Annotated in this window: 26 protein-coding genes, 1 tRNA gene and 1 pseudogene; 24 read left to right on the top strand and 4 right to left on the bottom strand. The window is 52.1% G+C overall.

Annotated features, from left to right (window positions below):
* Positions 1–11 precede the first annotated feature (11 nt).
* Positions 12–899, bottom strand: a complete 888-nt coding sequence (gene asd, locus Q9O24_12640; GenBank protein ID MDQ7075960.1) for an archaetidylserine decarboxylase — start codon at positions 897–899, stop codon at positions 12–14.
* A gap of 108 nt (positions 900–1,007) precedes the next feature.
* Here asd and prmB point away from each other — a divergent pair, with 108 nt between their 5' ends.
* Positions 1,008–1,910 carry a 50S ribosomal protein L3 N(5)-glutamine methyltransferase gene (prmB, locus tag Q9O24_12635; protein MDQ7075959.1) on the top strand — a complete coding sequence of 301 codons (903 nt, stop codon included), beginning with the start codon at positions 1,008–1,010 and terminating at the stop codon, positions 1,908–1,910.
* Between the two features lie 38 nt (positions 1,911–1,948).
* Positions 1,949–2,227 carry an FHA domain-containing protein gene (locus Q9O24_12630; protein ID MDQ7075958.1) on the top strand — a complete coding sequence of 93 codons (279 nt, stop codon included), beginning with the start codon at positions 1,949–1,951 and terminating at the stop codon, positions 2,225–2,227.
* Here Q9O24_12630 and Q9O24_12625 read toward each other — a convergent pair.
* From Q9O24_12625 to yhbY, 3 genes are read right to left on the bottom strand one after another with little or no spacing between them, the layout of a single operon-like run.
* A complete protein-coding gene (locus tag Q9O24_12625) occupies positions 2,214–2,972 on the bottom strand; it encodes a YciK family oxidoreductase (protein MDQ7075957.1) in 759 nt (252 codons plus the stop codon). The two genes, Q9O24_12630 and Q9O24_12625, sit on opposite strands and share 14 nt — an antisense overlap.
* A gap of 27 nt (positions 2,973–2,999) precedes the next feature.
* Complete coding sequence (locus Q9O24_12620) at positions 3,000–3,836, bottom strand: squalene/phytoene synthase family protein (GenBank protein MDQ7075956.1); 837 nt, start codon at positions 3,834–3,836, stop codon at positions 3,000–3,002.
* 15 nt (positions 3,837–3,851) lie between these two features.
* On the bottom strand, positions 3,852–4,151 hold the full coding sequence (yhbY, locus tag Q9O24_12615) for a ribosome assembly RNA-binding protein YhbY (GenBank protein ID MDQ7075955.1): 300 nt from the start codon (positions 4,149–4,151) through the stop codon (positions 3,852–3,854).
* 18 nt (positions 4,152–4,169) lie between these two features.
* On the opposite strand from yhbY, the gene Q9O24_12610 reads away from it, so the two are divergent.
* From Q9O24_12610 to nuoN, 22 genes and pseudogenes are all read left to right on the top strand, one after another.
* The gene (locus Q9O24_12610; GenBank protein MDQ7075954.1) at positions 4,170–4,457 is read left to right on the top strand and encodes a hypothetical protein; all 288 of its coding nucleotides are present in this window, start codon (positions 4,170–4,172) and stop codon (positions 4,455–4,457) included.
* The gene (gene rlmE, locus Q9O24_12605) at positions 4,441–5,064 is read left to right on the top strand and encodes a 23S rRNA (uridine(2552)-2'-O)-methyltransferase RlmE (protein ID MDQ7075953.1); all 624 of its coding nucleotides are present in this window, start codon (positions 4,441–4,443) and stop codon (positions 5,062–5,064) included. The genes Q9O24_12610 and rlmE overlap by 17 nt, the downstream gene beginning before the upstream one ends.
* 66 nt (positions 5,065–5,130) lie before the next feature.
* Positions 5,131–7,071, top strand: coding sequence for an ATP-dependent zinc metalloprotease FtsH (ftsH, locus tag Q9O24_12600; protein ID MDQ7075952.1), 1,941 nt, complete (start codon positions 5,131–5,133; stop codon positions 7,069–7,071).
* A gap of 124 nt (positions 7,072–7,195) precedes the next feature.
* Complete coding sequence (gene folP / locus Q9O24_12595; protein MDQ7075951.1) at positions 7,196–8,029, top strand: dihydropteroate synthase; 834 nt, start codon at positions 7,196–7,198, stop codon at positions 8,027–8,029.
* 22 nt (positions 8,030–8,051) lie between these two features.
* Positions 8,052–9,389 (top strand): phosphoglucosamine mutase, encoded by a 1,338-nt coding sequence (gene glmM / locus Q9O24_12590; GenBank protein MDQ7075950.1) that lies wholly within the window; start codon positions 8,052–8,054, stop codon positions 9,387–9,389.
* A 223-nt stretch (positions 9,390–9,612) separates the two neighbouring features.
* A complete protein-coding gene (gene tpiA, locus Q9O24_12585; GenBank protein MDQ7075949.1) occupies positions 9,613–10,365 on the top strand; it encodes a triose-phosphate isomerase in 753 nt (250 codons plus the stop codon).
* 11 nt (positions 10,366–10,376) lie between these two features.
* On the top strand, positions 10,377–10,763 hold the full coding sequence (gene secG, locus Q9O24_12580) for a preprotein translocase subunit SecG (GenBank protein ID MDQ7075948.1): 387 nt from the start codon (positions 10,377–10,379) through the stop codon (positions 10,761–10,763).
* 36 nt (positions 10,764–10,799) lie between these two features.
* Positions 10,800–10,884 (top strand) — tRNA-Leu (locus Q9O24_12575).
* 161 nt (positions 10,885–11,045) lie between these two features.
* Positions 11,046–11,402 (top strand): NADH-quinone oxidoreductase subunit A, encoded by a 357-nt coding sequence (locus Q9O24_12570; GenBank protein MDQ7075947.1) that lies wholly within the window; start codon positions 11,046–11,048, stop codon positions 11,400–11,402.
* Entirely contained in the window at positions 11,393–11,875 is a 483-nt protein-coding gene (locus Q9O24_12565) for an NADH-quinone oxidoreductase subunit B family protein (GenBank protein ID MDQ7075946.1), read from the top strand. Before Q9O24_12570 ends, Q9O24_12565 begins: the two co-directional genes overlap by 10 nt.
* Before the next feature lie 13 nt (positions 11,876–11,888).
* Positions 11,889–12,587: an NADH-quinone oxidoreductase subunit C gene (locus Q9O24_12560; GenBank protein ID MDQ7075945.1), complete on the top strand. Its 699-nt coding sequence runs from the start codon at positions 11,889–11,891 to the stop codon at positions 12,585–12,587.
* Positions 12,580–13,834: pseudogene (locus tag Q9O24_12555) on the top strand (NADH-quinone oxidoreductase subunit D). Before Q9O24_12560 ends, Q9O24_12555 begins: the two are co-directional and overlap by 8 nt.
* Positions 13,831–14,322, top strand: a complete 492-nt coding sequence (nuoE, locus tag Q9O24_12550; GenBank protein ID MDQ7075944.1) for an NADH-quinone oxidoreductase subunit NuoE — start codon at positions 13,831–13,833, stop codon at positions 14,320–14,322. The pseudogene Q9O24_12555 and the gene nuoE overlap by 4 nt, the downstream one beginning before the upstream one ends.
* Positions 14,323–14,325: 3 nt before the next feature.
* Complete coding sequence (gene nuoF, locus Q9O24_12545; GenBank protein MDQ7075943.1) at positions 14,326–15,615, top strand: NADH-quinone oxidoreductase subunit NuoF; 1,290 nt, start codon at positions 14,326–14,328, stop codon at positions 15,613–15,615.
* Positions 15,616–15,727: 112 nt separating this feature from the next.
* The gene (gene nuoG / locus Q9O24_12540; GenBank protein MDQ7075942.1) at positions 15,728–18,079 is read left to right on the top strand and encodes an NADH-quinone oxidoreductase subunit NuoG; all 2,352 of its coding nucleotides are present in this window, start codon (positions 15,728–15,730) and stop codon (positions 18,077–18,079) included.
* 3 nt (positions 18,080–18,082) lie between these two features.
* Entirely contained in the window at positions 18,083–19,117 is a 1,035-nt protein-coding gene (gene nuoH, locus Q9O24_12535; protein MDQ7075941.1) for an NADH-quinone oxidoreductase subunit NuoH, read from the top strand.
* Between the two features lie 26 nt (positions 19,118–19,143).
* Positions 19,144–19,623 (top strand): NADH-quinone oxidoreductase subunit NuoI, encoded by a 480-nt coding sequence (nuoI, locus tag Q9O24_12530; protein ID MDQ7075940.1) that lies wholly within the window; start codon positions 19,144–19,146, stop codon positions 19,621–19,623.
* A gap of 9 nt (positions 19,624–19,632) precedes the next feature.
* Positions 19,633–20,235, top strand: coding sequence for an NADH-quinone oxidoreductase subunit J (locus Q9O24_12525; protein ID MDQ7075939.1), 603 nt, complete (start codon positions 19,633–19,635; stop codon positions 20,233–20,235).
* Positions 20,236–20,289: 54 nt separating this feature from the next.
* Positions 20,290–20,595 carry an NADH-quinone oxidoreductase subunit NuoK gene (nuoK, locus tag Q9O24_12520; GenBank protein MDQ7075938.1) on the top strand — a complete coding sequence of 102 codons (306 nt, stop codon included), beginning with the start codon at positions 20,290–20,292 and terminating at the stop codon, positions 20,593–20,595.
* A 4-nt stretch (positions 20,596–20,599) separates the two neighbouring features.
* On the top strand, positions 20,600–22,552 hold the full coding sequence (gene nuoL / locus Q9O24_12515; GenBank protein MDQ7075937.1) for an NADH-quinone oxidoreductase subunit L: 1,953 nt from the start codon (positions 20,600–20,602) through the stop codon (positions 22,550–22,552).
* Positions 22,553–22,584: 32 nt separating this feature from the next.
* On the top strand, positions 22,585–24,096 hold the full coding sequence (locus Q9O24_12510) for an NADH-quinone oxidoreductase subunit M (GenBank protein MDQ7075936.1): 1,512 nt from the start codon (positions 22,585–22,587) through the stop codon (positions 24,094–24,096).
* 21 nt (positions 24,097–24,117) lie between these two features.
* Positions 24,118–25,539: NADH-quinone oxidoreductase subunit NuoN (gene nuoN / locus Q9O24_12505; GenBank protein MDQ7075935.1), on the top strand; the 1,422-nt coding region annotated here is incomplete at its 3' end.

Here is a 25,539-nt window from a genome sequence, read left to right as displayed (position 1 = left end):
CTACTGGTTTTTTATTTGGATGATATGGCCCGTTGGCCAATCAATTCCCCCATGCGTACCGGTTCACCGGCTTGCAGATGCTCACTCCACTGCGCGCCTGCACTGGCGACCAGAATCACCGTAGAACCCATATTAAAGCGCCCCATCTCTTCGCCCTGTTTGAGGGTGATGGCCTGCTCATCAGAGTAGTCCCAGCGGCGAACGCCTTTGCCTTTGCTGGGGGTGATCTTCTGCTGCCAAACGGTGTCGATGGCGGAGACGTTCATCGCTCCCACCAGCACCATTGCTAAGGGGCCGTGTTCGGTTTCAAACAGCGCGACCACCCGTTCGTTGCGGGCAAACAGGCGCGGCACTACGCGCACGGTGTGAGCGGCAACGCTGAACAGACGGCCTGGAATGTAGATCATCTGTTTGAGTGTGCCTTCTTGAGGCATGTGAATGCGGTGGTAGTCTCGCGGTGAAAGATAGAGGGTGCTGAAGATGCCACCGTCGAAACGTGCGGTCAGGTCGGCATCACCACCAAGCAGTTCTAGTAGAGTGTAGTCACGCCCCTTGGCTTGAAAAACCGAACCATTTTCAATCGGCATGGCTTGTGAAACGGTGCCGTCCACGGGGCTGGTGAGGCCATGTTCAGTCGGGTCGATGGGGCGCAAGCCGGTTTTTAGCTCACGGGTGAAAAATTCGTTGAAGCTGGCGTACGCTTCGATATTGGCTTCTTGAGCTTCGCTCATATCAACTTTGAAGGTTTTAATGAACCAGCGTCCAACGGGGTTTTTTAGCGGTGTTTTGAGGCGGGTAAAAAAGTAGATCACTCGTGATAAGGCGTGATGGGGCAGGAGGTATTGTGGCAGGGCTTTTAGATAGTCGCCCAGTGAAGCGCCTTGGTGTTGTGAACTCATAAGTGAAACTCGTTGGGTAAGTGGGGAGAATTGCAGCCGTCTGGCTTGTGGTTCGTTGCAAGGGCGACAATAATGCCGTTTGTCTTTTACTCTGTAAACTAAATGAATATGATTTCTGATAATAACGCGATGACGTTGCAAGAGTTGCTGCGTTGGGGTGGGGAATATTTGGCCGCAGCGGATCTTTGTTATGGTCACGGTACCGATAACGCCAACGATGAGGCGGCGTGGCTGCTGCTGTTTGCCTTGGATCTGCCGGTGGATGAGCCGATTGCGGAGCCGGATCGCCTGCTGAGCGATGCAGAGGTGGCTAAAGTGAAGGCGCTGCTGAAACGTAGAGCAGAGGAGCGTCTGCCAGCGGCTTATTTGACTCGGCAGGCGTGGTTTGCTGGTTTTGCGTTTTATGTTGATGAGCGGGTGTTGGTGCCCCGTTCGCCTTTGGCTGAGCCAATTTTATCGGGGTTTGCTGATTGGCTTGATCCTGCTGGTGTGGAGCGGGTTCTGGATCTTTGCTCCGGCTCGGGTTGCATCGGCATTGCTTGCGCCTATGCGTTTGCCGATGCGCAGGTGGATTTGGCTGACATCTCCAGTGATGCTCTGGATGTGGCGCAGATCAATATTGAACAGCACGGAGTGGCGGAGCGGGTCAAGGTGCAGCAGGCCGACCTTTTTGCAGGGCTTGAAGATCGGCGTTATGATCTGATTGTCAGTAACCCGCCCTACGTGGATACGGCAGAGATGGCGCAGCTCAGTCAAGAGTTTGAACACGAACCTAAATTGGGTTTGGCGGCAGGTGAATTGGGCTTGGACATTGTGCAACGGATGTTGCGAGATGCGGGTCGATTTTTAACGGATCACGGGGTGTTGGTGGTTGAGGTGGGCAACAGTGCGCAAGCGCTGGAAGAGTTCTACCCAGAGGTGCCTTTTTTGTGGTTGCAGTTTGAATACGGCGGTGAGGGTGTGTTTATGCTCACCGCCGATGAGTTGAAGCAGTACCAAGGTTATTTTTAGCTGCTTCTTTTTGCGTGGTTTGTTTGGAGGGAAAACGTGTGCAAGATCGAACCTATACGATTGGGCGCTTGGGAGAAATTTGTCTGGATGGTGTGACGGTGAGCAATCGTCACGCAGAATTGCAGGTATTGAACAATGAGATCTATTTAACGGATCTCAACTCGACCAACGGTACCTACTTGCTGAATGGCGAGCAAAAAATCCCGTTTCAAGAAGGTTATGTGCAAGCGGATCAGCAGGTGTTGTTCGGCCACTCCCTGTGGAAGGTGAGTGACCTGTTGGCAGCCGTGGGAGAGGCTGCGCCTAAAGGCGGATGATCTCGCCGCTGATGTGTTGGCTGTCATTGCCGATCAGATAGAGATAGCGTGTCATTTTTTCTTCTGGGCTGGGCAGTTCGCTGGGCAGTTCACCTGGATAGGCTTTTGTGCGCAGGTTGGTGCGAGTGGGTCCAGGATTGATGCCATTGACGCGGATGCGGCGACGCTTGCCTGAGGGCGTGTCGTTTTCCAGCTCATCTGCCCAGACCTTTACCAAGCCACTTAGGGCGTGCTTGGAAACCCCGTAAGCGCCCCAGTAGGCGCGATTTTTATCGTCCAAGGTGAACAATATGCTGGGGGTCTCACTCTGGTGCATCAGCGGTAGGCAGGCTTGGGTCAGTTGTACAGGGCCGTTGAGATTAACCTGCATTACTTTAAACCACGTTTCTGCGTCGTAGCTTTCCATTGGCGTTAATGCGCCCAGCCATGCGGCACTGTGTAGAATGCCGTTGAGCTGACCGAACTCGTTTTCCAGAGTGTTGGCCAGATCTTGGTAGTCTTGTTGGGTTGCCCCCTCCAGATTTAAGGGGTAAATGGCCGCTTGTGGTGCGTCAAGGGCTTCGATTTCATCGTAGACCTGTTCCAGTTTGTGCGCTGTGCGGCCTAATAAAATCACCGTTGCGCCGTGTTGGGCGCAGGCTTTGGCGGCGGCGCGGCCAAGGCCATCTCCGGCTCCGGTGATGAGAATGACACGATCGTTTAGCAGATCGGCTTCGGGGCTGTAGTTTTCAATCTTCATAAACATACTTTTGTTAAAAAATGAATCGGTCTGTTATGGCGCTGCGGGTTTTTCTTTGCGTGCGGTGTTCCAAGCCAGCCACAGTTTGCGCAGTGGCGTGAGGCTGATGCGTTGTTGCAGCAGGGGGTAGTTGGCTTGCTGCATTTCATCCAGCAGGGTTTGATGCAGTTTGATCAGCACCAGCCCTGAGCGTTGGGCGTAACGGGCTTCACTGGGCAGCTGTTCTACGGTGGTTTGAAACTGCTGGCGGATGCGCTGGGCTTGCAGCGCCAGCAGTTCGGCCAAAGCGTCTGGTGGTGTGACGCTGGGTTGCAGTAACTGCTCGGCTTGGATGTTAAACTGTTCAAGCTCTTCGCTTGGAATGTAAATCCTTCCCCGTTGTCCGTGCCGATGCAGATCGCGCAGCATTTGGCTTAGTTGCAATGCGACACCTAAGGTTTTTGCGTAGGCTTGGACGCTGTTTTTCTGCCCTCCCAGCACCTGTGAAACCAGTTGTTGCAGTGCGCCGAAATCTGTTTCGCAGTAGAGCACGAGATCGGCAAACGTGCGGTAGCGGCTGTAGGTGAGGTCGGTTTCAGCGGCTTGAATGATGTTTTGAAACAGACTCTCTGGTAGAGCGTGCTGTTGTAAAACGTGCTGAAGCTGCTGGCTGAGGGGGTGTCGTGCTGCGCCTTGAAATAGACGTGCTACCTCTGCTTGCCACCACGCTAATTTGTGCTGGGCGGTGTTGGTATCGCTGCACTGGTCAATAACGCGGCTGATTTTCTGCTGAAATTGATACAGACTGTGAATGGCACTCCGTTGGGAGGGGGTGACAAACAGCAGACTGTAATGCCTGCTGGAGCCGGATGGAACCGGAGTTTGGCTCATCGTGACGCGCTGAGGTTAGCGACGCGGCAATTCAATTTTAGGCTTTTTGGGGTGGCGTCGATAGAATGTCGCGGTATTGCCGATTTTTTGGATCAGATTGGCTTTGCTCAGCTGTTGAATCTGTTCAATGCACTCGGCTTTGGCATCACGGTCACCGACGTTGATTTTGATTTTAACCAGTTCGTGGTATTCCAGCGCGTTTTTGATCTCGTCTTTGACGTTCTCAGTAAGGCCGTTTTGGCCGACCCGTATGACCGGTTTGAGCGCGTGGGCGAGAGAGCGGAGAAATTTTTCTTGAAGTTTATTGAGTGTCATTTGAGTGAGTCTTAGATAATGGAAAAAAAGCGTGAATCCCCGCAAGCGAGCGGCGCGAGTGTAGCACAGCGCGGAGCGGGAATGACAGTGGAAGCCAGCCCCTTCAACGGCGTTAAGTTGGAGTTAGGTATTATTTTGGCGTTGTTGTTGATGCTCTGGCTGGTGCATGATTTTTGGTTGCATGAGTCGGTGTCGCAATTGTTGTTGTTGTTTGTGGGGGGGCTGTTGGGCATGGGTTGGCTGATTTGGCGGACGCAGAAAGTGATTAAACGTATGGAGTTGAGTGGACGTGGCAAAGAAAAGTAACAGCAGTGGTCGCTGGTTGGATGAGCACTTTCAAGATGAATATGTGCAGCGTGCTAAAAAAGAGGGTTACCGTTCACGGGCGGTGTATAAATTGATTGAGATTGATAAAAAAGATCAGCTGCTCAAAGCGGGGCAGTTGGTGCTGGATCTGGGGGCGGCACCGGGGGGCTGGACGCAGTACGCCGCTGAAAAGGTGACCCATAGCGGACACGTGGTGGCAACGGATATTTTGCCGATGGACAGCTTTAGCGACGTTACCTTTGTGCAGGGTGATTTTCGTGAGCAGGCGGTTTTGGATCAGATCTTGTCGGTCTTGAATGGTGAGCAGGCGGACCTTGTAATTTCCGATATGGCCCCCAATATGAGTGGTGTGGGCGCTGTTGATCAGCCGAAGGGGATCTATTTAGTCGAGTTGGCGCTGGAGATGTGCAAAGAAGTGTTGAAGCCTTCTGGGGTGTTTTTGTGCAAATTGTTTCAGGGGGCTGGCTCTGATGAGTTTTTAAAAGAAGTGCGTCAAACCTTTGCCACGGTGGTGATTCGTAAACCAAAAGCGTCGCGGCCTCGCAGTCGTGAGGTCTATGTACTGGCACGGCAGCTGAAACTGTAGTAGGGTCTAATGATCTTGAGTTGTATTTATTTTAACCATTTTTGACAAAATTATTGAGGTGTGACATTGAACGACCTGCTTAAGAATGTGCTGTTATGGGTTGTGATTGCGGTGATTTTAATGACCGTTTTTAACAATTTGGGCACCCAAAGGTCACCCAGCCAAGCTTTAACCTACACGCAGTTTTTGACTGAGGTGAAGTCGGGTCAGGTGAGTATGGTGGTCATTGATGGCCGCGAAATCGAGGGACGATTGACCAGTAGCGAGACCTTTACTACGTACAGCCCCGAAACGGACAATCGTTCAATGATCGGTGATCTGATCGAGGCCAATGTGGATATTCGAGGTGTACCGCCGGAGCGGCCTTCGATGTTGACGCAGATCTTTATCAGCTGGTTTCCCTTCTTGCTCTTGATTGGGGTCTGGATCTTTTTTATGCGCCAGATGCAGGGCGGCGGTGGTGGCCGAGGAGCGATGTCCTTTGGTAAAAGTAAAGCCCGCTTGCTGGGTGAAGATCAGATTAAAATCACTTTTGCCGATGTGGCAGGGGTTGAAGAGGCCAAGGACGAAGTCAGCGAGCTGGTGGAGTTTTTGCGCGAGCCGAGTAAGTTTCAAAAACTCGGTGGCAATATTCCGCGCGGTGTGTTGATGGTCGGCTCACCTGGTACGGGTAAAACCTTGCTGGCCAAAGCCATTGCCGGTGAAGCAAAAGTGCCGTTCTTTACCATTTCCGGTTCTGATTTTGTTGAGATGTTCGTTGGTGTCGGTGCCTCGCGGGTGCGAGACATGTTTGAGCAGGCGAAAAAACACGCGCCGTGCATTATCTTTATTGATGAGATTGATGCCGTGGGTCGTCATCGTGGGGCCGGTGTGGGTGGCGGTCACGATGAACGTGAGCAGACTCTAAATCAACTACTGGTAGAGATGGATGGCTTTGAAGGCAATGAAGGCGTGATCGTGATCGCGGCCACCAACCGTCCTGATGTGCTTGATCCTGCGCTGCTGCGTCCGGGGCGTTTTGATCGTCAGGTGGTGGTGCCACTGCCCGATGTGCGTGGTCGTGAGCAAATTTTGAATGTGCACATGGGCAAGGTGCCTTTGGGTGACGACGTTAAACCGGCGCTGATTGCCCGTGGTACGCCTGGTTTTTCCGGTGCTGATCTGGCCAATTTGGTTAATGAAGCGGCGTTGTTTGCCGCTCGTTCGGATAAACGTACCGTCAATATGTCGGAGTTTGAAAGCGCCAAAGACAAAATCATGATGGGTGCGGAACGCAAATCCATGGTGATGAGCGACGCTGAGAAAAACCTCACCGCCTATCATGAGGCGGGTCACGCGATTGTTGGGCGTTTGGTGCCAGAACACGACCCAGTTTATAAGGTCAGTATTATTCCCCGTGGTCGTGCCTTGGGTGTGACCATGTTCTTGCCCGAAGAGGATCGTTACAGTCACAGCAAAAAACGCCTCGAAAGCCAACTTTCCAGCCTTTACGGCGGTCGTATTGCCGAGGAGATGATTTTTGGTGCCGATGCGGTTACCACTGGTGCATCAAACGACATCGAACGTGCTACTGACATCGCGCGCAGCATGGTGACCAAATGGGGTTTGTCCACCAAGCTGGGCCCCATGACCTACAGCGAGGAAGAGGGAGAGGTTTTCTTGGGTCGCTCAGTGACGCAACACAAACAGATGTCCGATGAGACCGTACACGTTATTGATGAAGAGATTCGTTCGTTGATTGATCGCAACTACCAGCGCGCTCACGATCTGTTGGAAGAGCACAACGATAAGTTACATGCAATGGCAAAAGCCTTGTTGAAATACGAGACCATTGATGCGACGCAGATTGATGACATCATGGAAGGGCGTGAACCCGGTGAGCCGAGTGATTGGGGGGATGATGATAAAACACCCAAAGCAGGCAGTGGTGAAGGCAAGTCCAGTGATGAAGAGGTCAAAAAAGAAGGTAAAGACGGTTCGATTGGTGGCCCTGCCAGTCTGCACTGATCGTTTGTCATGATAACGTCATCTTGAAGCGGCTTTTGTCCGCTTTGGGTGGCGTTTTTTTATGTCTGGAAATTGTCTGTAGTGACAGGATATAACCTCCTTTCTAAAAAATAGAAGTAAATTAATGCCCGTGCTTCAGTGTGGAAATAAAGCCTTGGATCTCTCGGAATCGGTGGTGATGGGGATTTTAAACGTCACGCCTGACTCTTTTTCTGATGGCGGTTGTTTTATCGAGCTTGAAGCGGCTTTGGCTCAAGCACGACAGATGGTGGTTGAGGGAGCGAGCATCATCGACATTGGTGGTGAATCTACTCGGCCTGGGGCGCAGGCGGTTTCAGTGGCGACAGAATTGGAACGGGTGATTCCTCTGATTGGGCGACTGGCGCAAGAATTGTCGGTGCCGATTTCTATTGATAGTTCTAAACCAGAAGTGATGCGAGCCGCAGTAGAAGCGGGAGCAGGGATGGTGAACGATGTTTTTGCTCTGCAAGCGCCAAAGGCTTTGGAGACGGTGGCGGAGTTAAAGGTGCCAGTTTGCTTGATGCACATGCAGGGCGAGCCGCGCACCATGCAAAAAGCACCTCACTATGAGGACGTTGTGCGAGAAGTGGCCGACTTTTTGAATCAGAGGGTGGCGGCCTGTTTGGCTGCGGGTATCGAGGCAAAAAATATTCTACTGGATCCCGGTTTTGGTTTTGGTAAAAGTCTGCAACATAATTTAGTGCTGCTGAAAAACGTAGGCCAACTGCGTGAGCTGGGTTTCCCACTGTTGGTGGGGCTTTCGCGTAAGCGCATGATTGCTGCGGTGCTGAAGGATGCGCCGCTTGAGGCACGTCTACAGGGCAGTGTGGCGGCTGCGCTGATGGCGGTGGTGCAAGGGGCAAAAATAGTACGTGTACACGATGTAAAAGCGACGGCTGAGGCGTTGGCCATTTGCCGAGCAGTGAATAACGCATAAATAAAAAATTAGGAGAAACACCATGAGCAGGAAATATTTCGGTACCGATGGCATTCGTGGCAAGGTCGGTGATGCGCCAATGAATGCGGAGTTTGTTTTGCGTTTGGGTTGGGCTGCCGGTCGTGTGTTGGCCTCTCAGGGTAAAAAAGAGGTTTTGATTGGCAAAGATACTCGGATCTCGGGTTATCTGTTTGAAGCGGCCTTGGAGGCCGGTTTGTCCTCGGCGGGGGTCGATGTGCGTCTATTAGGGCCGATGCCCACCCCAGCCATTGCTTATTTGACTCGCACCTTTCGTGCTTCCGCAGGCATTGTAATCAGTGCCTCGCATAATCCTTATTATGATAACGGGGTGAAGTTTTTCTCCCACGAAGGCACCAAATTGCCCGACGAGGTAGAGCTGCAAATCGAAGCGCTGTTGGATCGTCCCATTGAGACGGTGGATTCCGCTGAGCTGGGTAAAGCCGATCGCGTTTTGGATGCCGCTGGGCGTTACATTGAATTTTGTAAAAGCACCATCCCTTTTGGTGCGTCCCTGACGGGGTTGAAGATGGTAGTGGACGGCGCTAATGGTGCGTCTTATGACATTGCGGTGCGTGTGTTCCGTGAGCTGGGTGCAGAGGTGATTCCCATTGGAGTGGAGCCGGACGGTCTGAACATCAACCAAGATTGCGGCGCGACGGCACCGGAGAACATGCGTGCTCATGTGTTGTTGGAACGGGCGGATCTGGGTGTGGCGCTGGACGGTGACGGTGATCGTTTGATCATGGTGGACAGTCGTGGTGATATTGTTGATGGCGATGAGATCCTCTACATCTTGGCGCGGGCGCGTAAGTCTGAAGGGGCTTTAAACGGCGGTGTGGTTGGTACGGTGATGAGTAATTTGGGTCTGGAACACGCTTTGGCCAAAATGGACGTGCCTTTTGTACGTGCCGATGTGGGTGATCGTTATGTGATGGAGCAGTTGAACGAAAAGGGCTGGATTTTGGGCGGTGAGTCCTCTGGCCATATTATCTGTCTGGATCGCACCACCACCGGTGATGGCATTATTGCGGCCTTGCAGGTGCTGGCCTATCTAGTGGCCTCAGAAAAAGGTCTGCATGAGCTGAAAGAGGGCATGCACAAATGCCCACAGATTTTGATTAATGTGCCCATTCCTTATCGGGTGGATCTGAGCACTTTGCCGGCGGTGATGAAATCCGTAGAGGAAGCCGAAGCGGAGATGGGTGAAACAGGGCGTGTTTTACTGCGCTCTTCGGGAACTGAGCCAGTGGTGCGTGTCATGGTTGAGGGCGAAAATGAGCGTCAAGTACGCGATATTGCCGAGCGCATTGCCTCAGTGGTACGTGACTCCGTTGAGTAAACGCAACGTTTAATGTTTTATAAGGGTTGCATTTTTATTCCCAGTGAGGCATCTTCTGCCTCGCGGGCTTTTGCAGCTGGTTGAGTGTGAATAAACGTTGAAAGTTTTCTTTAGGTCAAAGGGTGTGCCAATAAATGTCACTTTTGTCCGATTTCAAATTGATTTATCGCTGTTGTAAAGGTAAGCTTGCCTGCCTTTAGGAATGGCTTGTAGAGAGACTGATATGCGTCAACCGATGGTTGCTGGAAACTGGAAGCTGAATGGTTCACGAGAGAGTGTTACGGCACTGATCTCGGGCATTAGCGCAGGCATGAGTGCGGTCAGTAAGAGCGCAGTGGTAGTTTGCCCGACGTTTGTTCATTTAGCAGACGTGCAGCAGGCCATCGGTGAAAGCGGCATCAAGCTCGGTGCGCAGAACGCAGCAGATCAAGAGAACGGTGCGTTCACCGGTGAAATTGCTACTTCGATGCTGAAAGAGTTCGGCTGCGAGTATGTGATTTTAGGTCACTCTGAACGGCGTAATATTTATGGCGAAGACGATGCTCTGGTGGCAAAGAAATTTGCTGCTGTGCAAGCCGCAGGCTTAAAACCGATTTTGTGCGTGGGTGAATTGCTTGAAGAGCGTGAGGCCGGTGACACAGAAACGGTGGTGGCCACACAATTGGATGCCATCATCAACAGCGCAGGCATTGCGGCGCTGGCGAATGCGGTCATTGCTTATGAACCCGTTTGGGCAATTGGTACCGGTAAAACCGCCAGCCCTGAGCAAGCGCAAGAGGTACATGCGTTTATTCGTCAGAAGTTGGCGGCACTGGACAGCAACGTGGCTGAGAAAGTACAGATTTTATACGGCGGCAGTATGAACGCAGGCAATGCGGCAGATCTTCTGTCGATGGCCGATATTGATGGTGGTCTAATTGGTGGCGCATCACTGCAAGCGGAGAGCTTTTTGGCAATCTGCCAAGCGGCAGGGTAGGGGCGAATTAAATGGAATCTTTCTTTTTGGTTGTGCATGTTTTTTTGGCCGTTGGTGTGATTGCCTTGGTGTTGATGCAACACGGCAAGGGCGCTGATGCTGGAGCGGCGTTTGGCAGCGGTGCATCGGCAACGGTGTTTGGTTCTCGCGGTGCAACCTCCTTTATGGCTAAGTTGACCACCACCTTTGCTATCCTCTTTTTTGCCAGCAGCTTGCTTTTGGCTTACATCGCGGCCTCTCGCACTCAGGCGGGCAGTATTTTGGATGCGGTGCAAGAGTCAACTGTCTCGGCACCGCTGGTTGAAAAACCCTCGATTAAAAATGATCTGCCGCCGTTGATTCCCGTCGAGGGCAGCGAAAGCGGTGTAGGTGAGCAAGATTTGCCTAAAATGAAGTAACTGTTTTTTTGGGTTGAGCCTTTGGTTTGACCTTTAGCCGACGTGGTGGAATTGGTAGACACGCTATCTTGAGGGGGTAGTGGCGTAAGCCATCCCGGTTCGAGTCCGGGCGTCGGCACCATTTTATGAAGGCTGTCAGTGCAACTAAGAGGTGATTGTAATTGCCCAGCTGACAGGTTTTAAGCTCTGATGTGTTAGTTGGGTTTTTTGCCCTATTCGTAAACCGTTTTTTCTACACTGCTAAAGGTTAGCCAGAAGAGTTTCTGGTTTGGGAGCACCTTAATGTTAGAAAGCTATTTGCCTATCTTGATTTTCCTGATCATCGGTCTGGTGGTTGCCGCTGTTGTGCTCTCTATGGGGCTGATGATCGGGCCGAACAGACCGGATAAGGAAAAAAATTCAACTTATGAGTGTGGTTTTGAGCCTTTTGAAGACTCGCGCTTGAAGTTTGATGTTCGTTATTATTTGGTTGCCATTCTTTTTATTATTTTCGATCTGGAGATCGCCTTCCTCTTTCCTTGGGCGGTGGTATTGGATGAGCTCAGCTTGGCCGGTTTTGTGGCCATGGGGATCTTCCTCGGATTGTTGCTGATCGGTTTCATGTACGAGTGGATGAAGGGAGCATTGGAATGGGAATAGAAGGAATTCTAGAGAAGGGCTTTGTCACCACCAATGCCGATAAGCTGATCAACTGGGCGCGTACCGGTTCACTCTGGCCGATGACCTTTGGTCTGGCCTGTTGTGCGGTGGAGATGATGCAGGCGGGTGCGTCGCGTTACGATCTGGATCGCTTTGGCATTGTGTTTCGCCCCAGCCCACGGCAGTCCGATGTGATGATTGTAGCGGGTACCTTGGTGAACAAGATGGCTCCGGCGCTGCGTAAAGTGTATGACCAGATGCCGGAACCGCGCTGGGTGATTTCGATGGGCTCGTGTGCCAACGGCGGAGGCTATTATCACTACTCCTACGCGGTGGTGCGGGGCTGCGATCGCATTGTTCCTGTTGATATTTATGTGCCAGGTTGTCCACCGACGGCAGAGGCGTTGTTGTACGGTATTTTGCAATTGCAGAATAAGATTCGTCGAACCAGCACCATTGCGCGTGTCAGCTAAGCGAGGCGGGTAGATGTCCGAACGAGTAGAAAATCTAGCCAGTGCGCTGCGCAGCCAGTTTGCAGATCAGTTGCTGAGTTGTGAGGTGGTGTTGGATGAGGTGACCATTGAGGTTGCCAGTGAGCAGTTGTTGGCGGTGTGTGAAACCCTAAAAGACGCCAGTGAGTTTCAGTTTGAACAGCTGATTGATCTCTGTGGGGTGGATTACAGCAGTTACGGTGAGGTGGAGTGGGACACCAGTGACGCTTCCAGCAGCGGTTTCAGCCGTGGGGTTGAGAGTGGTTCTGCCAATGGTCGTTTGGTTTTTGGTGACGAGTTAGAGACTGCTGCGCTGGATCGCCCCCGTTTTGCGGTTGTTATTCACTTGCTCTCTTACACCTTTAACCGGCGGCTGCGACTGCGTTGCTCGGCTCCGAATGACGATATGCCGCTGTTGCCTTCCGTGACCTCAATTTGGAACGGCGTTGATTGGTTTGAGCGTGAAGCTTTTGATCTGTTTGGTATTTTGTTTGAAGGTCACGACGATCTTCGACGTATTTTGACCGATTATGGTTTTGTTGGTCATCCGTTCCGTAAGGATTTCCCACTGGTGGGGCATGTTGAAATGCGTTACGACGAGGAAAAAAAGCGGGTGATCTACGAGCCAGTGAGCATTGAGCCGCGTGTCTTGGTTCCCCGCGTGATTCGTAAAGAGGGACAAACCGATGCCTGAGATTCGTAATTACACCCTCAACTTTGGTCCACAACATCCGGCGGCGCACGGCGTTTTGCGTTTGGTGCTGGAGATGGACGGCGAGGTGATTGTGCGTGCCGATCCGCACATCGGTCTGTTGCATCGTGGCACAGAAAAATTGGCGGAGAGCAAACCCTATAACCAGAGCATCGGTTATATGGATCGTCTCGATTACGTCTCCACCATGAGCAACGAACACGCCTATGTGATGGTGATCGAAAAACTGCTTGAGTTGGAGGTGCCGGAACGGGCGCAGTACATCCGCGTCATGTTTGATGAGATCACCCGTATTTTGAACCATCTGTTGTGGATTGGTGCTCATGCGCTGGACATCGGGGCGATGACGGTCTTTCTTTATGCTTTTCGTGAGCGTGAAGACCTAATGGATTGTTATGAGGCGGTCTCCGGTGCGCGACTGCACGCCACCTATTATCGTGTTGGTGGTGTGGCGCGGGATCTGCCCGATCACATGCCGCAGTACGAGCCTTCTCGCTGGCGCAATAAAAAAAGAGCTGCAACGTTTGAACGAAAACCGCCAAGGTTCGTTACTCGATTTTATCGAAGATTTTTGCAGACGTTTCCCCACCTATTTGGATGAGTACGAAATCCTGCTGACCGACAACCGCATCTGGAAACAGCGCACCGTCGGCATCGGGGTGGTGACCCCAGAGCGGGCGATGCAGATGGGTTTTACCGGCCCGATGATTCGTGGCTCAGGTGTGGAGTGGGATTTGCGCAAAAAGCAGCCCTACGAAGTCTACGACAAACTCGATTTTGATATTCCCGTTGGCACCAATGGCGACTCTTATGACCGTTATTTAGTGCGGGTTGAAGAGATGCGTCAATCGAATCGCATCATTGAACAGTGCATCGACTGGTTGCGGAAAAACCCAGGTGAAGTTTTGGCTGCCGATCACAAAGTCACCCCGCCTCGACGCGAAGCAATGAAAGGCGATATGGAGTCTTTGATTCATCACTTTAAACATTTTACCGAAGGCTACTGTGTGCCTGAGGGCGAGGCCTATGCTGCCATTGAGCACCCTAAGGGCGAATTCGGTGTTTATATGATCTCCGATGGGGCGAATAAACCGTTCCGGGTCAAGATTCGTGCGCCTGGTTTTGCTCATATGTCGGGTTTGGATGAGATGTCTCGTGGCCACATGTTGGCCGATGTGGTGGCGATTATCGGCACACAAGATATTGTTTTCGGGGAGGTTGACCGATGAGTGAAGCATTGTTGTTGTCTGCTCACGCCCGTGAAGAGATTGACGGTTGGGTGGCGCGTTACCCCAAAGAGCAAAAACGTTCAGCTCTGTTGTCTGCACTGCAAATTGTTCAGCATGAAAATCAGGGTTATTTGACCACCGAATTGATGGATGCGGTGGCGGCTTATCTGGAGCAAGACAAGATTGCCGTCTACGAGGTGGCCAGTTTTTACTCCATGTACGAGCTGGAGCCAGTGGCGCGCAACAGCGTCTCTATCTGCGACAACATTAGCTGCATGTTGATGGGCTCGGAAACGATTATTAATCACGTTGAACGCAAGTTGGGGATCAAAATTGGTGAAAGCACCGAAGATGGTCGCATCTTCCTGAAGAAGGAAGAGGAGTGTCTGGCCGCCTGTTCCGGTGGGACGATGATGCAAGTCAATCACGTTTATTACACCGAACTCACCACCGATAAAGTGGATGAGATTCTGGACAATCTGGAGTAGCTCATGACGAATCAAGTTTGCTTCCAGACGTTGCAGTTTGACCAGCCGTGGTCTTACGACAACTACCTGAAAATTGGCGGTTATCAGAGCTGGAAAAAAATAATTGCCGGTGAGATGACCCCCACTGAAGTGATTGAGGTGGTGAAATCCTCCGGTCTGCGCGGACGCGGCGGTGCGGGTTTCCCCACCGGTTTGAAATGGAGTTTTATGCCCAAAGGCGATATGCAAAAATACATCGTCTGCAACTCCGATGAGTCGGAGCCGGGCACTTGCAAAGACCGCGATATTTTGCGCTTTAACCCCCATGCTTTGGTTGAAGGTATGGCCATTGCCGGTTTTGCCATCGGTGCCACGGTGGGTTACAACTACCTGCGCGGCGAATTTGGCGATGAACCCTTTGCTCGTTTTGAGCAGGCGCTGAAAGAGGCCTACGATCAAGGCTTTCTAGGCAAAAACATTCAAGGCTCGGGGATCGACTTTGATCTTTACGGCTCTTTGGGAGCCGGTGCGTACATCTGCGGTGAAGAGACGGCGCTGCTGGAATCGCTGGAAGGCAAAAAAGGCCAGCCGCGTTTCAAACCCCCGTTTCCAGCCAATTTTGGCCTTTATGGCAAACCGACCACGATCAACAACACCGAGAGCTTGGCCTCGGTGCCGGTGATTTTGCAAAAAGGCGGTGAATGGTTCCAGAGTTTGGGTGTGCCAACGGCTGGTGGTGAGAAACTGTTCTCCATGTCCGGTCATTTGAACAACCCGGGTAACTTTGAAATTCCGATGGGAACTCCTTTTACTGATCTGCTGGCCTTGGCCGGTGGGGTGAAGGATGGTCGCGCCCTGAAAGCGGTCATTCCGGGTGGTTCATCAGTGCCGGTGCTGCCTGCGGAAGTGATGATGCAGTGCAATATGGATTACGACTCCATTGCCAAAGCCGGTTCCATGCTCGGTTCGGGCGCGGTGATCGTGATGGACGAAACCACCGACATGGTGTTGGCGCTGCGCCGTATTTCACGTTTTTATTATTCTGAATCATGCGGTCAATGTACCCCGTGCCGTGAAGGCACCGGTTGGCTGTACCGCATGTTGTGTCGCATCGTTGATGGCAAAGGTCGGTCAGAAGATTTGGATCGGCTGGACAGTGTGGCAAGTAAAATTGAAGGCCGTACCATCTGTGCTTTGGGTGATGCGGCAGCGATGCCGGTACGCAGTTTTATTAAACATTATCGGCATGAGTTTGAGTATTACATCGAACACAATCGCAGTCTGGTGGCAGAGAAACTGGGCAGCGCAGCGTAAGTTATCCTGAGCCAAAATATCGACCCAATGGGGTCAGAGCACGCTTCCGAAATGCAGCCTGTTAGGTTACTGCGGCAGCTTTTTAGCAAGAATGAGTGGTTTTGAGGCGAGTATGAGCGAAGATCTGGTCGAAATCCAAGTGGATGGGCAGGCACTTAAAGCCCCTCGTGGGGCGTTGTTGATTGACGTGACCGATGCAAACGGCATTGAAATCCCACGTTTTTGTTACCACAAAAAACTCTCTGTGGCGGCCAACTGCCGCATGTGTTTGGTGGAGGTGGAAAAAGCGCCGAAACCGTTGCCCGCCTGTGCCACACAAGTGATGGAGGGCATGGTGGTTCACACCCGCTCTGCCAAAGCGATTGCGGCGCAAAAAGGCACGATGGAATTTTTGCTCATCAATCATCCGCTGGATTGCCCGATTTGCGATCAAGGCGGCGAGTGTGAGTTGCAGGATGTGGCCATCGGTTACGGCAGCGATGTCTCGCAGTTCAGTGAAGAGAAACGGGTGGTGGTGGATGAGGACATTGGCTCCTTGATTGCTACCGAGATGACCCGCTGCATTCACTGCACCCGCTGCGTGCGGTTTGGTGAAGAGATTGCTGGGATGCGGGAGATGGGAGCTACGGGGCGTTCAGAACATGTGCGCATCGGCACCTTTATCGAAAAAAGCATCAGCTCTGAAATGTCCGGCAACATCATTGATCTCTGCCCTGTGGGCGCGTTGACCGCCAAACCCTCGCGCTACAGCGCCCGCGCTTGGGAGCTGATGCAGCACGCCAGCGTTGCGCCGCACGACAGCGTCGGTTCCAATCTGTTTTTACACACCTGGCAAGGCGGGGTCACTCGCGTTGTGCCGCGTGACAACGAGTCGATCAATGAGGTTTGGATCTCGGATCGTGATCGTTTCAGCTACCAAGCTTTGCAGGCCGATGACCGTTTGAGCACCCCGATGATCAAGCAAAACGGTCAGTGGCAGGAAGCGAGCTGGGAAGCGGCCTTGGCCGTGGCCAGCGACCTGTTGAAAACCCCCAGCGCGGATCAGGTCGGCGCACTGTTATCACCCAACGCCTCTCTGGAAGAGTTGTATTTGGGTCAGAAGTTGATGCGTGGTTTGGGTTCAAACCACATTGATCATCGTCTGCGTCAACTGGATTTCAGCGATCAAGAGCAGGCACCCGTGATGCCGTGGTTGGGGCAGAGCATTGAGGCGCTGGAATCTTTGAATGCTGTTTTACTGGTTGGCTCCAATGTGCGTAAAGAGCAGCCTCTGATTGCTCACCGGCTGCGTAAAGCCAGTTTGAACGGCGCACAGATCAGTTTTGTTAACCCAAAAGTGTACGAATTCCATTTTAATTTGGCGGAAAATATCGGCGTAGATCCTTTTGATATGGTCGCTGAGCTGGCCGCCATCGCGGCGGCAGTGGGTGTGAAGAGCGGTGCTTCTGATCTGGGCAGCTGGATCGCCGATGCCAAACCGAACGACGCACATCAGGCCATTGCCAACAGCTTAAAAGCCGACAACAGTTGTGTGATGTTGGGTAACTTGGCGGTGCTTAATCCTCATTACGCGGCTTTGAGAGCGTTGGCCTCTGCCATTGCTGTTGCGACCGATTCGCTTTTCTCTTATTTACCCGAAGCGGCCAACAGTGCGGGTGCTTGGTTGGCCGGTGTGTTGCCACACCGTGGTCCGGCTGGCATGAGCAAAGAGCACGGCCTGAACGCTCAGCAGATGTTGCAAGAGCCGCGTCAGGCTTATCTGCTGCTTGGAGTGGAGGCGGAACGCGATTGCGCCGATCCCGCTCTGGCGACCGCCGCGTTGCAAAATGCCAAGGTGGTGGCGATGACTGCCTTTGCCAGTGAGTCGATGAAAACGCTGGCCGATGTGCTGCTGCCGGTGGCCACGTTTGCTGAAACCTCAGGTACGTACGTTAACGCCACCGGTTTGTGGCAGTCCTGTAAAGGCGCGTCCAAAGCGGTGGGTGAAGCACGTCCTGCTTGGAAGGTGCTGCGTGTCTTGGGTAACTTATTGGATCTGGACGGTTTTGAGTTCATCTCTTCGGAAGAGGTACGCGATGAGTTGAAAGTGGCGTGTCGTGATTTGAGTTTGGATAATGGTCTGAGCGTCAGCGCCAGTCTGAACTTGGCTGAACGACCTGCGGGTTTGCTGCGCAGCGGTGATGTGCCGATTTACCACGGCGATGCGTTGGTGCGCCGTGCTACGGCACTGCAAGCCACGGTTGATGCGGATGTGGAGGCGGTGGTGATCAATGCCGCTGAGGCAAAACGTCTGGCGCTGGACTCTGCTGAGACGGTGAAAGTGACTCAGGCGACGGGCTCTGTTGAGTTGCCCCTGCGGCTGGATGAGTCGATTCCCGCTGGCGCGGTTTGGTTGCCTGCGGGCATTGCGGCGGCCACCACACTCGGTTCTCTTTATGCAACTGTTGAACTGGAGAAGGTGTAGACCATGCCTGATTTGATGCTGTTGTTACCTGAAATTTTGCAGACACCGCTCTGGATCGTAATCAAGATTATGGTTATTGTTGGGCCTCTGCTGTTGGCGGTGGCCTATTTGACCTACGCGGAACGCAAAATTATTGGTTATATGCAGGTGCGTTTGGGGCCAAACCGTGTCGGACCAAAGGGTTGGTTGCAGCCGATTGCCGATGCGCTCAAGTTGATGACCAAAGAGATCATCATCCCCACCAACGCCAACCGTTTCCTCTTTTTATTGGCACCCGTAATCTCACTGGCACCGGCCTTGGCGGCTTGGGCGGTGATTCCCTTTGGTGACGGTCTGATTTTGGCCGACATTGATGCCGGTTTGCTCTACATTTTGGCGCTTACTTCCTTGGGTGTGTATGGGGTGATCGTCGCCGGTTGGGCCTCCAACTCAAAATACGCCATGCTCAGTACCTTGCGCGCCGCAGCGCAGATCGTCTCCTATGAAATTGCGATGGGGTTTGCTCTGGTGGGGGTGTTGATGGCCAGTGGCAGCTTGAACCTGAATAAAATTGTTTTGGCGCAGCAGGGCGGTTTCTTGGATTGGTTCCTGTTGCCGCTGTTTCCGCTCTTTATAGTTTATTATTTGGCCGGTGTGGCAGAGACCAACCGTGCGCCGTTTGATGTGGCGGAAGGTGAGTCTGAGATTGTGGCCGGTTTCCATGTGGAATATTCGGGCATGGCCTTTTCGATCTTCTTCTTGGCCGAATACGCCAATATGATTTTGATCGCCGCCTTGGCCAGTTTGATGTTCTTGGGGGGGTGGTTGTCGCCGGTTGGGGCTTGGGCTGATTTGCCTATTTTGGGTGATGGCATGCATTGGTTTGTGTTTAAAACCGCCTTTATGTCCTTCTTCTTTTTGTGGTTCCGCGCCACGTTCCCACGTTATCGCTACGATCAGATCATGCGGCTGGGTTGGAAAATCTTTATTCCCGTGACCATTATCTGGCTGGCGGTGGAAGGGGTGGCTATTTTATTAGGTTGGCAGCCTTGGCTGTAACAGGAATTTCTGAGGAGAGAATTTAAATGCTCAATTTTTTAAAGACATTTATGCTTTGGGAGCTGCTCCTGGGGATGCGCTTGACCGGTCGTTACTTGTTTGCAAAAAAGATCACGATTCAGTATCCCGAAGAGAAGACCCCAATGTCGCCGCGTTTTCGGGGACTGCACGCGCAGCGTCGTTACGCCAACGGGGAAGAGCGTTGCATCGCCTGCAAACTCTGTGAAGCGGTTTGCCCAGCACTGGCGATCACGATTGAATCAGAGCAGCGCGCCGATGGCAGTCGTCGGACTAAGAGTTACGACATTGATCTGTTTAAGTGCATTTTTTGTGGTTTCTGTGAAGAGGCGTGTCCGGTGGATGCCATCGTGGAAACGCGGATTTTTGAGTACCATTTTGAAAATCGTGGCGAACAGATCATGAACAAAGAGAAGCTGCTGGCGGTGGGCGATCAGTATGAAAAACAGTTGGCCGCAGATCGTGCCATCGACGCACCTTACCGGTAGGGTTGAGATATGAATATAGAAGTATGGGTCTTTTTAACCTTTAGCTTGGTGGCGGTGGCTTCGGCGGTGCGGGTCATTACCGTTAATCACTCGGTGCATGCGGCGCTGTTTTTGGTCTTGACCTTTTTCAGTTGTGCGGGCATTTGGTTGCTGGCGGAAGCGGAATTTTTGGGTTTGACCTTGGTGCTGGTTTACGTCGGTGCGGTGATGGTGCTGTTTCTTTTTGTGGTGATGATGTTGGATGTGGACACCGCACCGATGAAAGAAGGCTTTACCCGTTATTTGCCCTTGGGCTTGGTGGTTGGCTTGGTGATGGTGGCCGAGATGGTGTTGGTGGTGGCTTCGCCCAAGTTCAGCTCAGAGAAATTGAGCAATGCGGTGGCGCACGGTGCTGATTACAGTAATACCGAGGAGTTGGGTAAAGCGATTTACACCGATTACCTCTATCAGTTTGAAATTGCGGCGGTCATCTTGTTGGTGGCGATCATTGCCGCCATCGCTTTGACCCTGCGCAAACGTCCCGAAACCAAATACCAAAAACCGTCAGAGCAGGTTAAGGTAAAAAAATCGGATCGCTTGCGCATTGTAAAAATGAAATCGGAACAACACTAAATTTTCAGCGTGTGCTGAAGGGTTTGCCTGCCTAGAGTGGGTCAGAGGGGCGTTATGGTACCGTTATCGTATTACCTGATTCTTGGAGCTGTGCTGTTTGGCTTGAGCGTCGCGGGTATTTTTCTGAACCGAAAAAACATCATTATTTTGTTGATGTCCATTGAGCTTATGCTGTTGGCAGTCAATATGAACTTTGTCGCGTTTTCACACTATTTGGGTGATACCGCAGGTCAAGTGTTTGTCTTCTTTATCTTGACTGTGGCGGCGGCGGAAGCGGCGATTGGCTTGGCGATTCTGGTGGTGTTGTTCCGTAATTGGCGCACCATTAACGTTAATGACTTGGATAGCATGAAGGGCTAGCTTTATGGAAAATCTCTATCTTGCCATTCCCTTGGCGCCGCTTGTGGGCGCTATTTTAGCGGGGCTGTTTGGTCATCAAATTGGCCGCACGGCCTCGCACTGGGTGACTATTTTGGGCGTCGGCACTGCCTTTGCCTTATCTCTGATTGCGTTTAATCACATTGTTTTTGATGGCGGTGAGGTCTTTAACCAGTCCGTTTACACTTGGATGGTCAGCGACGGCATCCGCTTTGAAGTGGGCTTTTTGGTTGATACCTTGACCGTGATGATGATGTGTGTGGTCACGGGTGTCTCCTTGATGGTGCATATTTATACCATCGGTTACATGCACGACGATCCTGGTTATCAGCGTTTCTTCAGCTACATTGCTCTGTTTACCTTCTCCATGTTGATGTTGGTGATGTCGAACAACTTCATGCAGCTCTTCTTTGGTTGGGAGGCGGTGGGTCTGGTTTCTTATCTGTTGATCGGATTCTGGTATAAAAAAGAGACCGCCATCTACGCCAATATGAAGGCCTTTTTGGTCAATCGCGTCGGTGATTTTGGTTTCTTGCTCGGCATCGCGGCGGTCTTGATGTACACCGGTAGCCTTGATTACGACACCGTCTTTGCAGCCATGCCGTCGCTGGTGGGGCAGACCATTGAGATTATTCCTGGTTCGCCTTGGGATGTGATCACCGTAATTTGCATCTTGCTCTTTATCGGTGCGATGGGTAAATCAGCGCAGGTGCCGTTGCACGTTTGGCTGCCCGATTCTATGGAAGGCCCTACGCCGATTTCGGCTCTGATTCACGCCGCAACGATGGTGACCGCCGGTATCTTTATGGTGGCGCGTATGTCACCGATGTTCGAATTGAGCGAGACGGCGCTGAGCTTTATTTTGATCATTGGTGCGACCACGGCTCTGTTTATGGGCTTGATCGGTATGGTGCAAAACGACATCAAAAAGGTGGTGGCGTACTCGACGCTTTCACAGCTCGGTTACATGACCGTGGCGCTGGGCGCTTCGGCGTATTCGGCGGCGATCTTTCATCTGATGACCCATGCCTTCTTTAAAGCCTTGTTGTTCTTGGCTGCCGGTGCGGTGATCATTGCGATGCACCATGAACAAGACATTCGCAAAATGGGTGGGCTGAAAAAGTACATGCCGATCACCTATTGGGTCTCGCTGATCGGTTCTTTGGCTCTGATCGGCTTTCCAGGTTTTGCCGGTTTCTTCTCTAAAGACGCGATCATTGAAGCGGTGCATCACTCTGAAATCGTCGGTGCGAGTTACGCTTATTTTGCCGTGATGGCAGGGGTGTTTATCACCGCATTTTACAGTTTCCGCATGTTTTTCTTGGTCTTCCACGGTGAAACGCGCATGGACGAAGAGACTAAATCTCATTGCCATGAGTGCAAACCGGTGGTGACGGTGCCGCTGATTTTATTGGCGATTCCTTCGGTGATCATTGGTGCTTTGGCCATCGGGCCGATGTTGTTTGGTGACTTCTTCAATGGGGTGATTTTTGTTGATCCGAGCCGTGATGTGGTGGCGCAGATTGGTGAAAGTTACCATGGGGTCTGGTCTTTTGTGCTGCACGGTTTGTCAGCGCCAGCGGTCTATTTGGCCTTCGCGGGGATCTTCTCTGCTTGGTTTATCTATTTGAAACAGCCCGCTTTGGCGACCTTGTTTTACAATCGTTTGCGTCCGTTGCACCGAATTTTGGAGAAAAAATACGGCTTTGATGAGTTCAACGCCGCTGTTTTTGGTGGTGGCAGCTTGAAGCTCGGCAATCTGTTGTGGAAGTTCGGTGACATCAAGTTGATCGACGGTCTGTTGGTGAACGGTTCGGCTAAAGCGGTAGGCTGGTTCTCTGGTAAGTTGCGCCACATTCAGACCGGTTTCCTCTATCACTACGCGTTTGCCATGATCATCGGCTTGTTGCTGCTGCTCACTTGGTTTGTGGTTCGATAATTTCTGTCCAAAGTTTATAAGGTCTTTTGCGAATGTTTGCAGATTTGCCGTTACTCAGTTTGGTGATTTGGGCCCCGATTTTCGGTGGTTTCCTGATCTTGTACGCGGGCGATAAACTCGCGCGTCCGCTCGCCCTAATGGTGTCACTGCTGACCTTTGTCTTGTCGATTCCCTTGTACACGGGTTTTGATTTGACCACCGCCGCGATGCAGTTCAGTGAAAGCGCGCAGTGGGTGCCGACCTTTAACATCATGTACTCCTTGGGTGTTGATGGCATATCCATGCCGTTGATTCTGCTCACCACCTTTATCAGTGTGATTGTGGTGCTGGCCGGTTGGGAAGTGATTCAAAAACGGGTCGCGCAGTACATGGCGGCCTTCCTGATTATGGAAGGTCTAATGGTGGGGGTCTTCTCTGCCCTTGACTCCATGTTGTTCTACGTCTTTTGGGAGGCGATGCTGGTACCGATGTTTTTGGTTATTGGTATCTGGGGTGGCCCAAATCGGGTCTATGCGACGATCAAGTTTTTCCTCTACACCTTCCTTGGCTCGGTCTTTATGTTGATCGCCTTGATCTACATGGCCAGCAAAGCGGGCAGCTTTAGTATTCTTGATTTCCACAATTTGCCGCTGACAATGGAAGCGCAGGTTTTGATCTTCTTGGCCTTCTTGCTCGCCTTTGCGGTCAAGATCCCCATGTGGCCGGTTCACACTTGGTTACCTGACGCTCATGTGGAAGCGCCAACGGGCGGTTCGGTGGTGTTGGCGGCGATCATGTTGAAGATGGGCGGTTACGGTTTCTTGCGTTTCTCCTTGCCGATTACGCCTGATGCCAGCCGTGAGCTGGATCTGTTGCTGATTGTGCTCTCCTTGATTGCGGTGGTTTACATCGGTTTTGTGGCTTTGGTGCAAGAAGATATGAAGAAGCTCATTGCCTATTCCTCTATCTCTCACATGGGGTTTGTCACCTTGGGGATGTTCATCGTTTTTGGCATTGCTGCCAACGGTGGCAGCGAGGCGGGCAGCGGCGCGGCGATGGGCATTGAGGGGGCGATGGTGCAGATGATCTCCCACGGCTTTATCTCGGCGGCGATGTTTCTCTGCGTCGGGGTGATGTACGACCGTGTGCATTCTCGTCAGATCAAGGATTACGGTGGGGTGGCCAACACCATGCCGATTTTCGCTGCTTTTATGGTGCTGTTTGCCATGAGCAACGCCGGTCTGCCGGGTACGTCGGGTTTTGTTGGTGAATTCATGGTGATTCTGGCCAGCTTCAAAGCCAACTTCTGGTACGCCTTCTTGGCCTCGATCACCTTGATTGTCGGTGCGGCCTACACCTTGTGGATGGTGAAACGGGTGATTTTTGGCGAGGTGGGCAATGAGAAAGTGGCGGAGTTAAAAGACATCAACGGGCGTGAGTTTTTGATCTTGGGGCTGCTGGCGGCGATGGTGCTGCTCTTCGGTCTCTGGCCTGATCCTATGGTGGAGGTGATGCACCCCACGGTGGAAAACTTACTGCAACACATTTCAGCTTCTAAGCTTTAAGCGGACTTACAGGACAGATTGATGAGCGATTTTATTACCGCCCTCCCCGAGATTTTCCTCCTTAGTATGGTGTGTGTGGTGTTGACGGTGGATCTGTTTTTAAAAGACAGCCAGCGCAACATCACCTATCTGCTGGCGCAAGTCTCTTTGGGTTTAACCTTGTTGTTAACGTTAGCCTATCAACCCGATGGCACTCAATTGGCCTTTAATGGCACTTTTATCAGTGATCTGATGAGTGTGGTGTTGAAGTGTTTTGTCTATGTGGTGACGATGGGGGTGTTGCTCTATTCACGTCGTTATCTGCAAGATCGTGGCATGTTTAAAGGCGAATATTACGTCTTGGGGCTGTTTGGGGTTTTGGGGATGATGATTATGATCTCCTCCTACAGCATGTTGAGCCTCTATTTGGGGCTGGAGCTGATGTCGCTCTCCATGTACGCGATGGTGGCGTTTTGTCGCAATTCCAAACGCGCTTCTGAGGCGGCGATGAAGTATTTTGTCTTGGGTGCGCTGGCTTCGGGTATCTTGCTCTACGGCATGTCGATTATTTACGGCATGACCGGCAGTTTAAATATTATCGAGATCAGCAGCAGTTTGGCGGAGCAGGGCAGCAGCGTTGGGGTGTTGTTGGGCTTGGCCTTTATCGTTGTCGGTTTGGCCTTTAAGTTGGGTGCGGTGCCGTTTCATATGTGGATTCCCGATGTCTATCACGGTGCGCCGACGGCGGTGACGTTGTACATTGCCACTGCGCCGAAGATCGCCGCCTTTGCTATGACGATGCGTCTGTTGGTGGAGGGTTTGGGGTCATTGCAGGCCGATTGGCAGACGATGTTGATGGTGTTGGCGGTGTTGTCGCTGGGTTTGGGTAACATTGTCGCCATCGCACAGAGCAGCATCAAGCGCATGTTGGCTTACTCCACCATCTCTCATGTGGGCTTTTTGCTGCTGGGTATTTTGGCGGGTACGGGTGAGGGTTATGCCGCTTCGATGTTTTACGCGCTGACTTACGCGCTGATGGCGCTGGGTGGGTTTGGCATGATCCTGTTCCTCAGTCGTAAGGGCTTTGAGGCGGAAGAGCTGGATGACTTTAAGGGGCTGAATGAACGCAGCCCGTGGTTTGCCTTTATGATGTTGATCATTCTCTTTTCGATGGCGGGCATTCCGCCGACCGTTGGTTTCTACGCGAAGTTGTCGGTGCTGACGGCGGTGGTTAATGTGGATCTGATCTGGTTGGCTACGGTGGCGGTGATCTTCTCGGTGATCGGTGCGTTCTACTATTTGCGTGCGGTGAAGATGATGTATTTTGATGCCGCTGAAGATCAGAGTGAACTGCAACCGTGCCTCAGCTTCCGCTTTGCCCTGAGTGCCAATGGCCTGACTGTTCTTGCGTTGGGTCTTTTTCCTGCGGGTCTGATGGCGCTTTGTGCTGCTGCTTTGAATGGT

Source organism: Gammaproteobacteria bacterium (genome assembly GCA_030949385.1).
Lineage (GTDB): Bacteria > Pseudomonadota > Gammaproteobacteria > JAUZRS01 > JAUZRS01 > JAUZRS01.
Note: the sequence above shows the minus strand (reverse complement) of the source record. Positions and strands in the feature narration are given on the sequence as shown.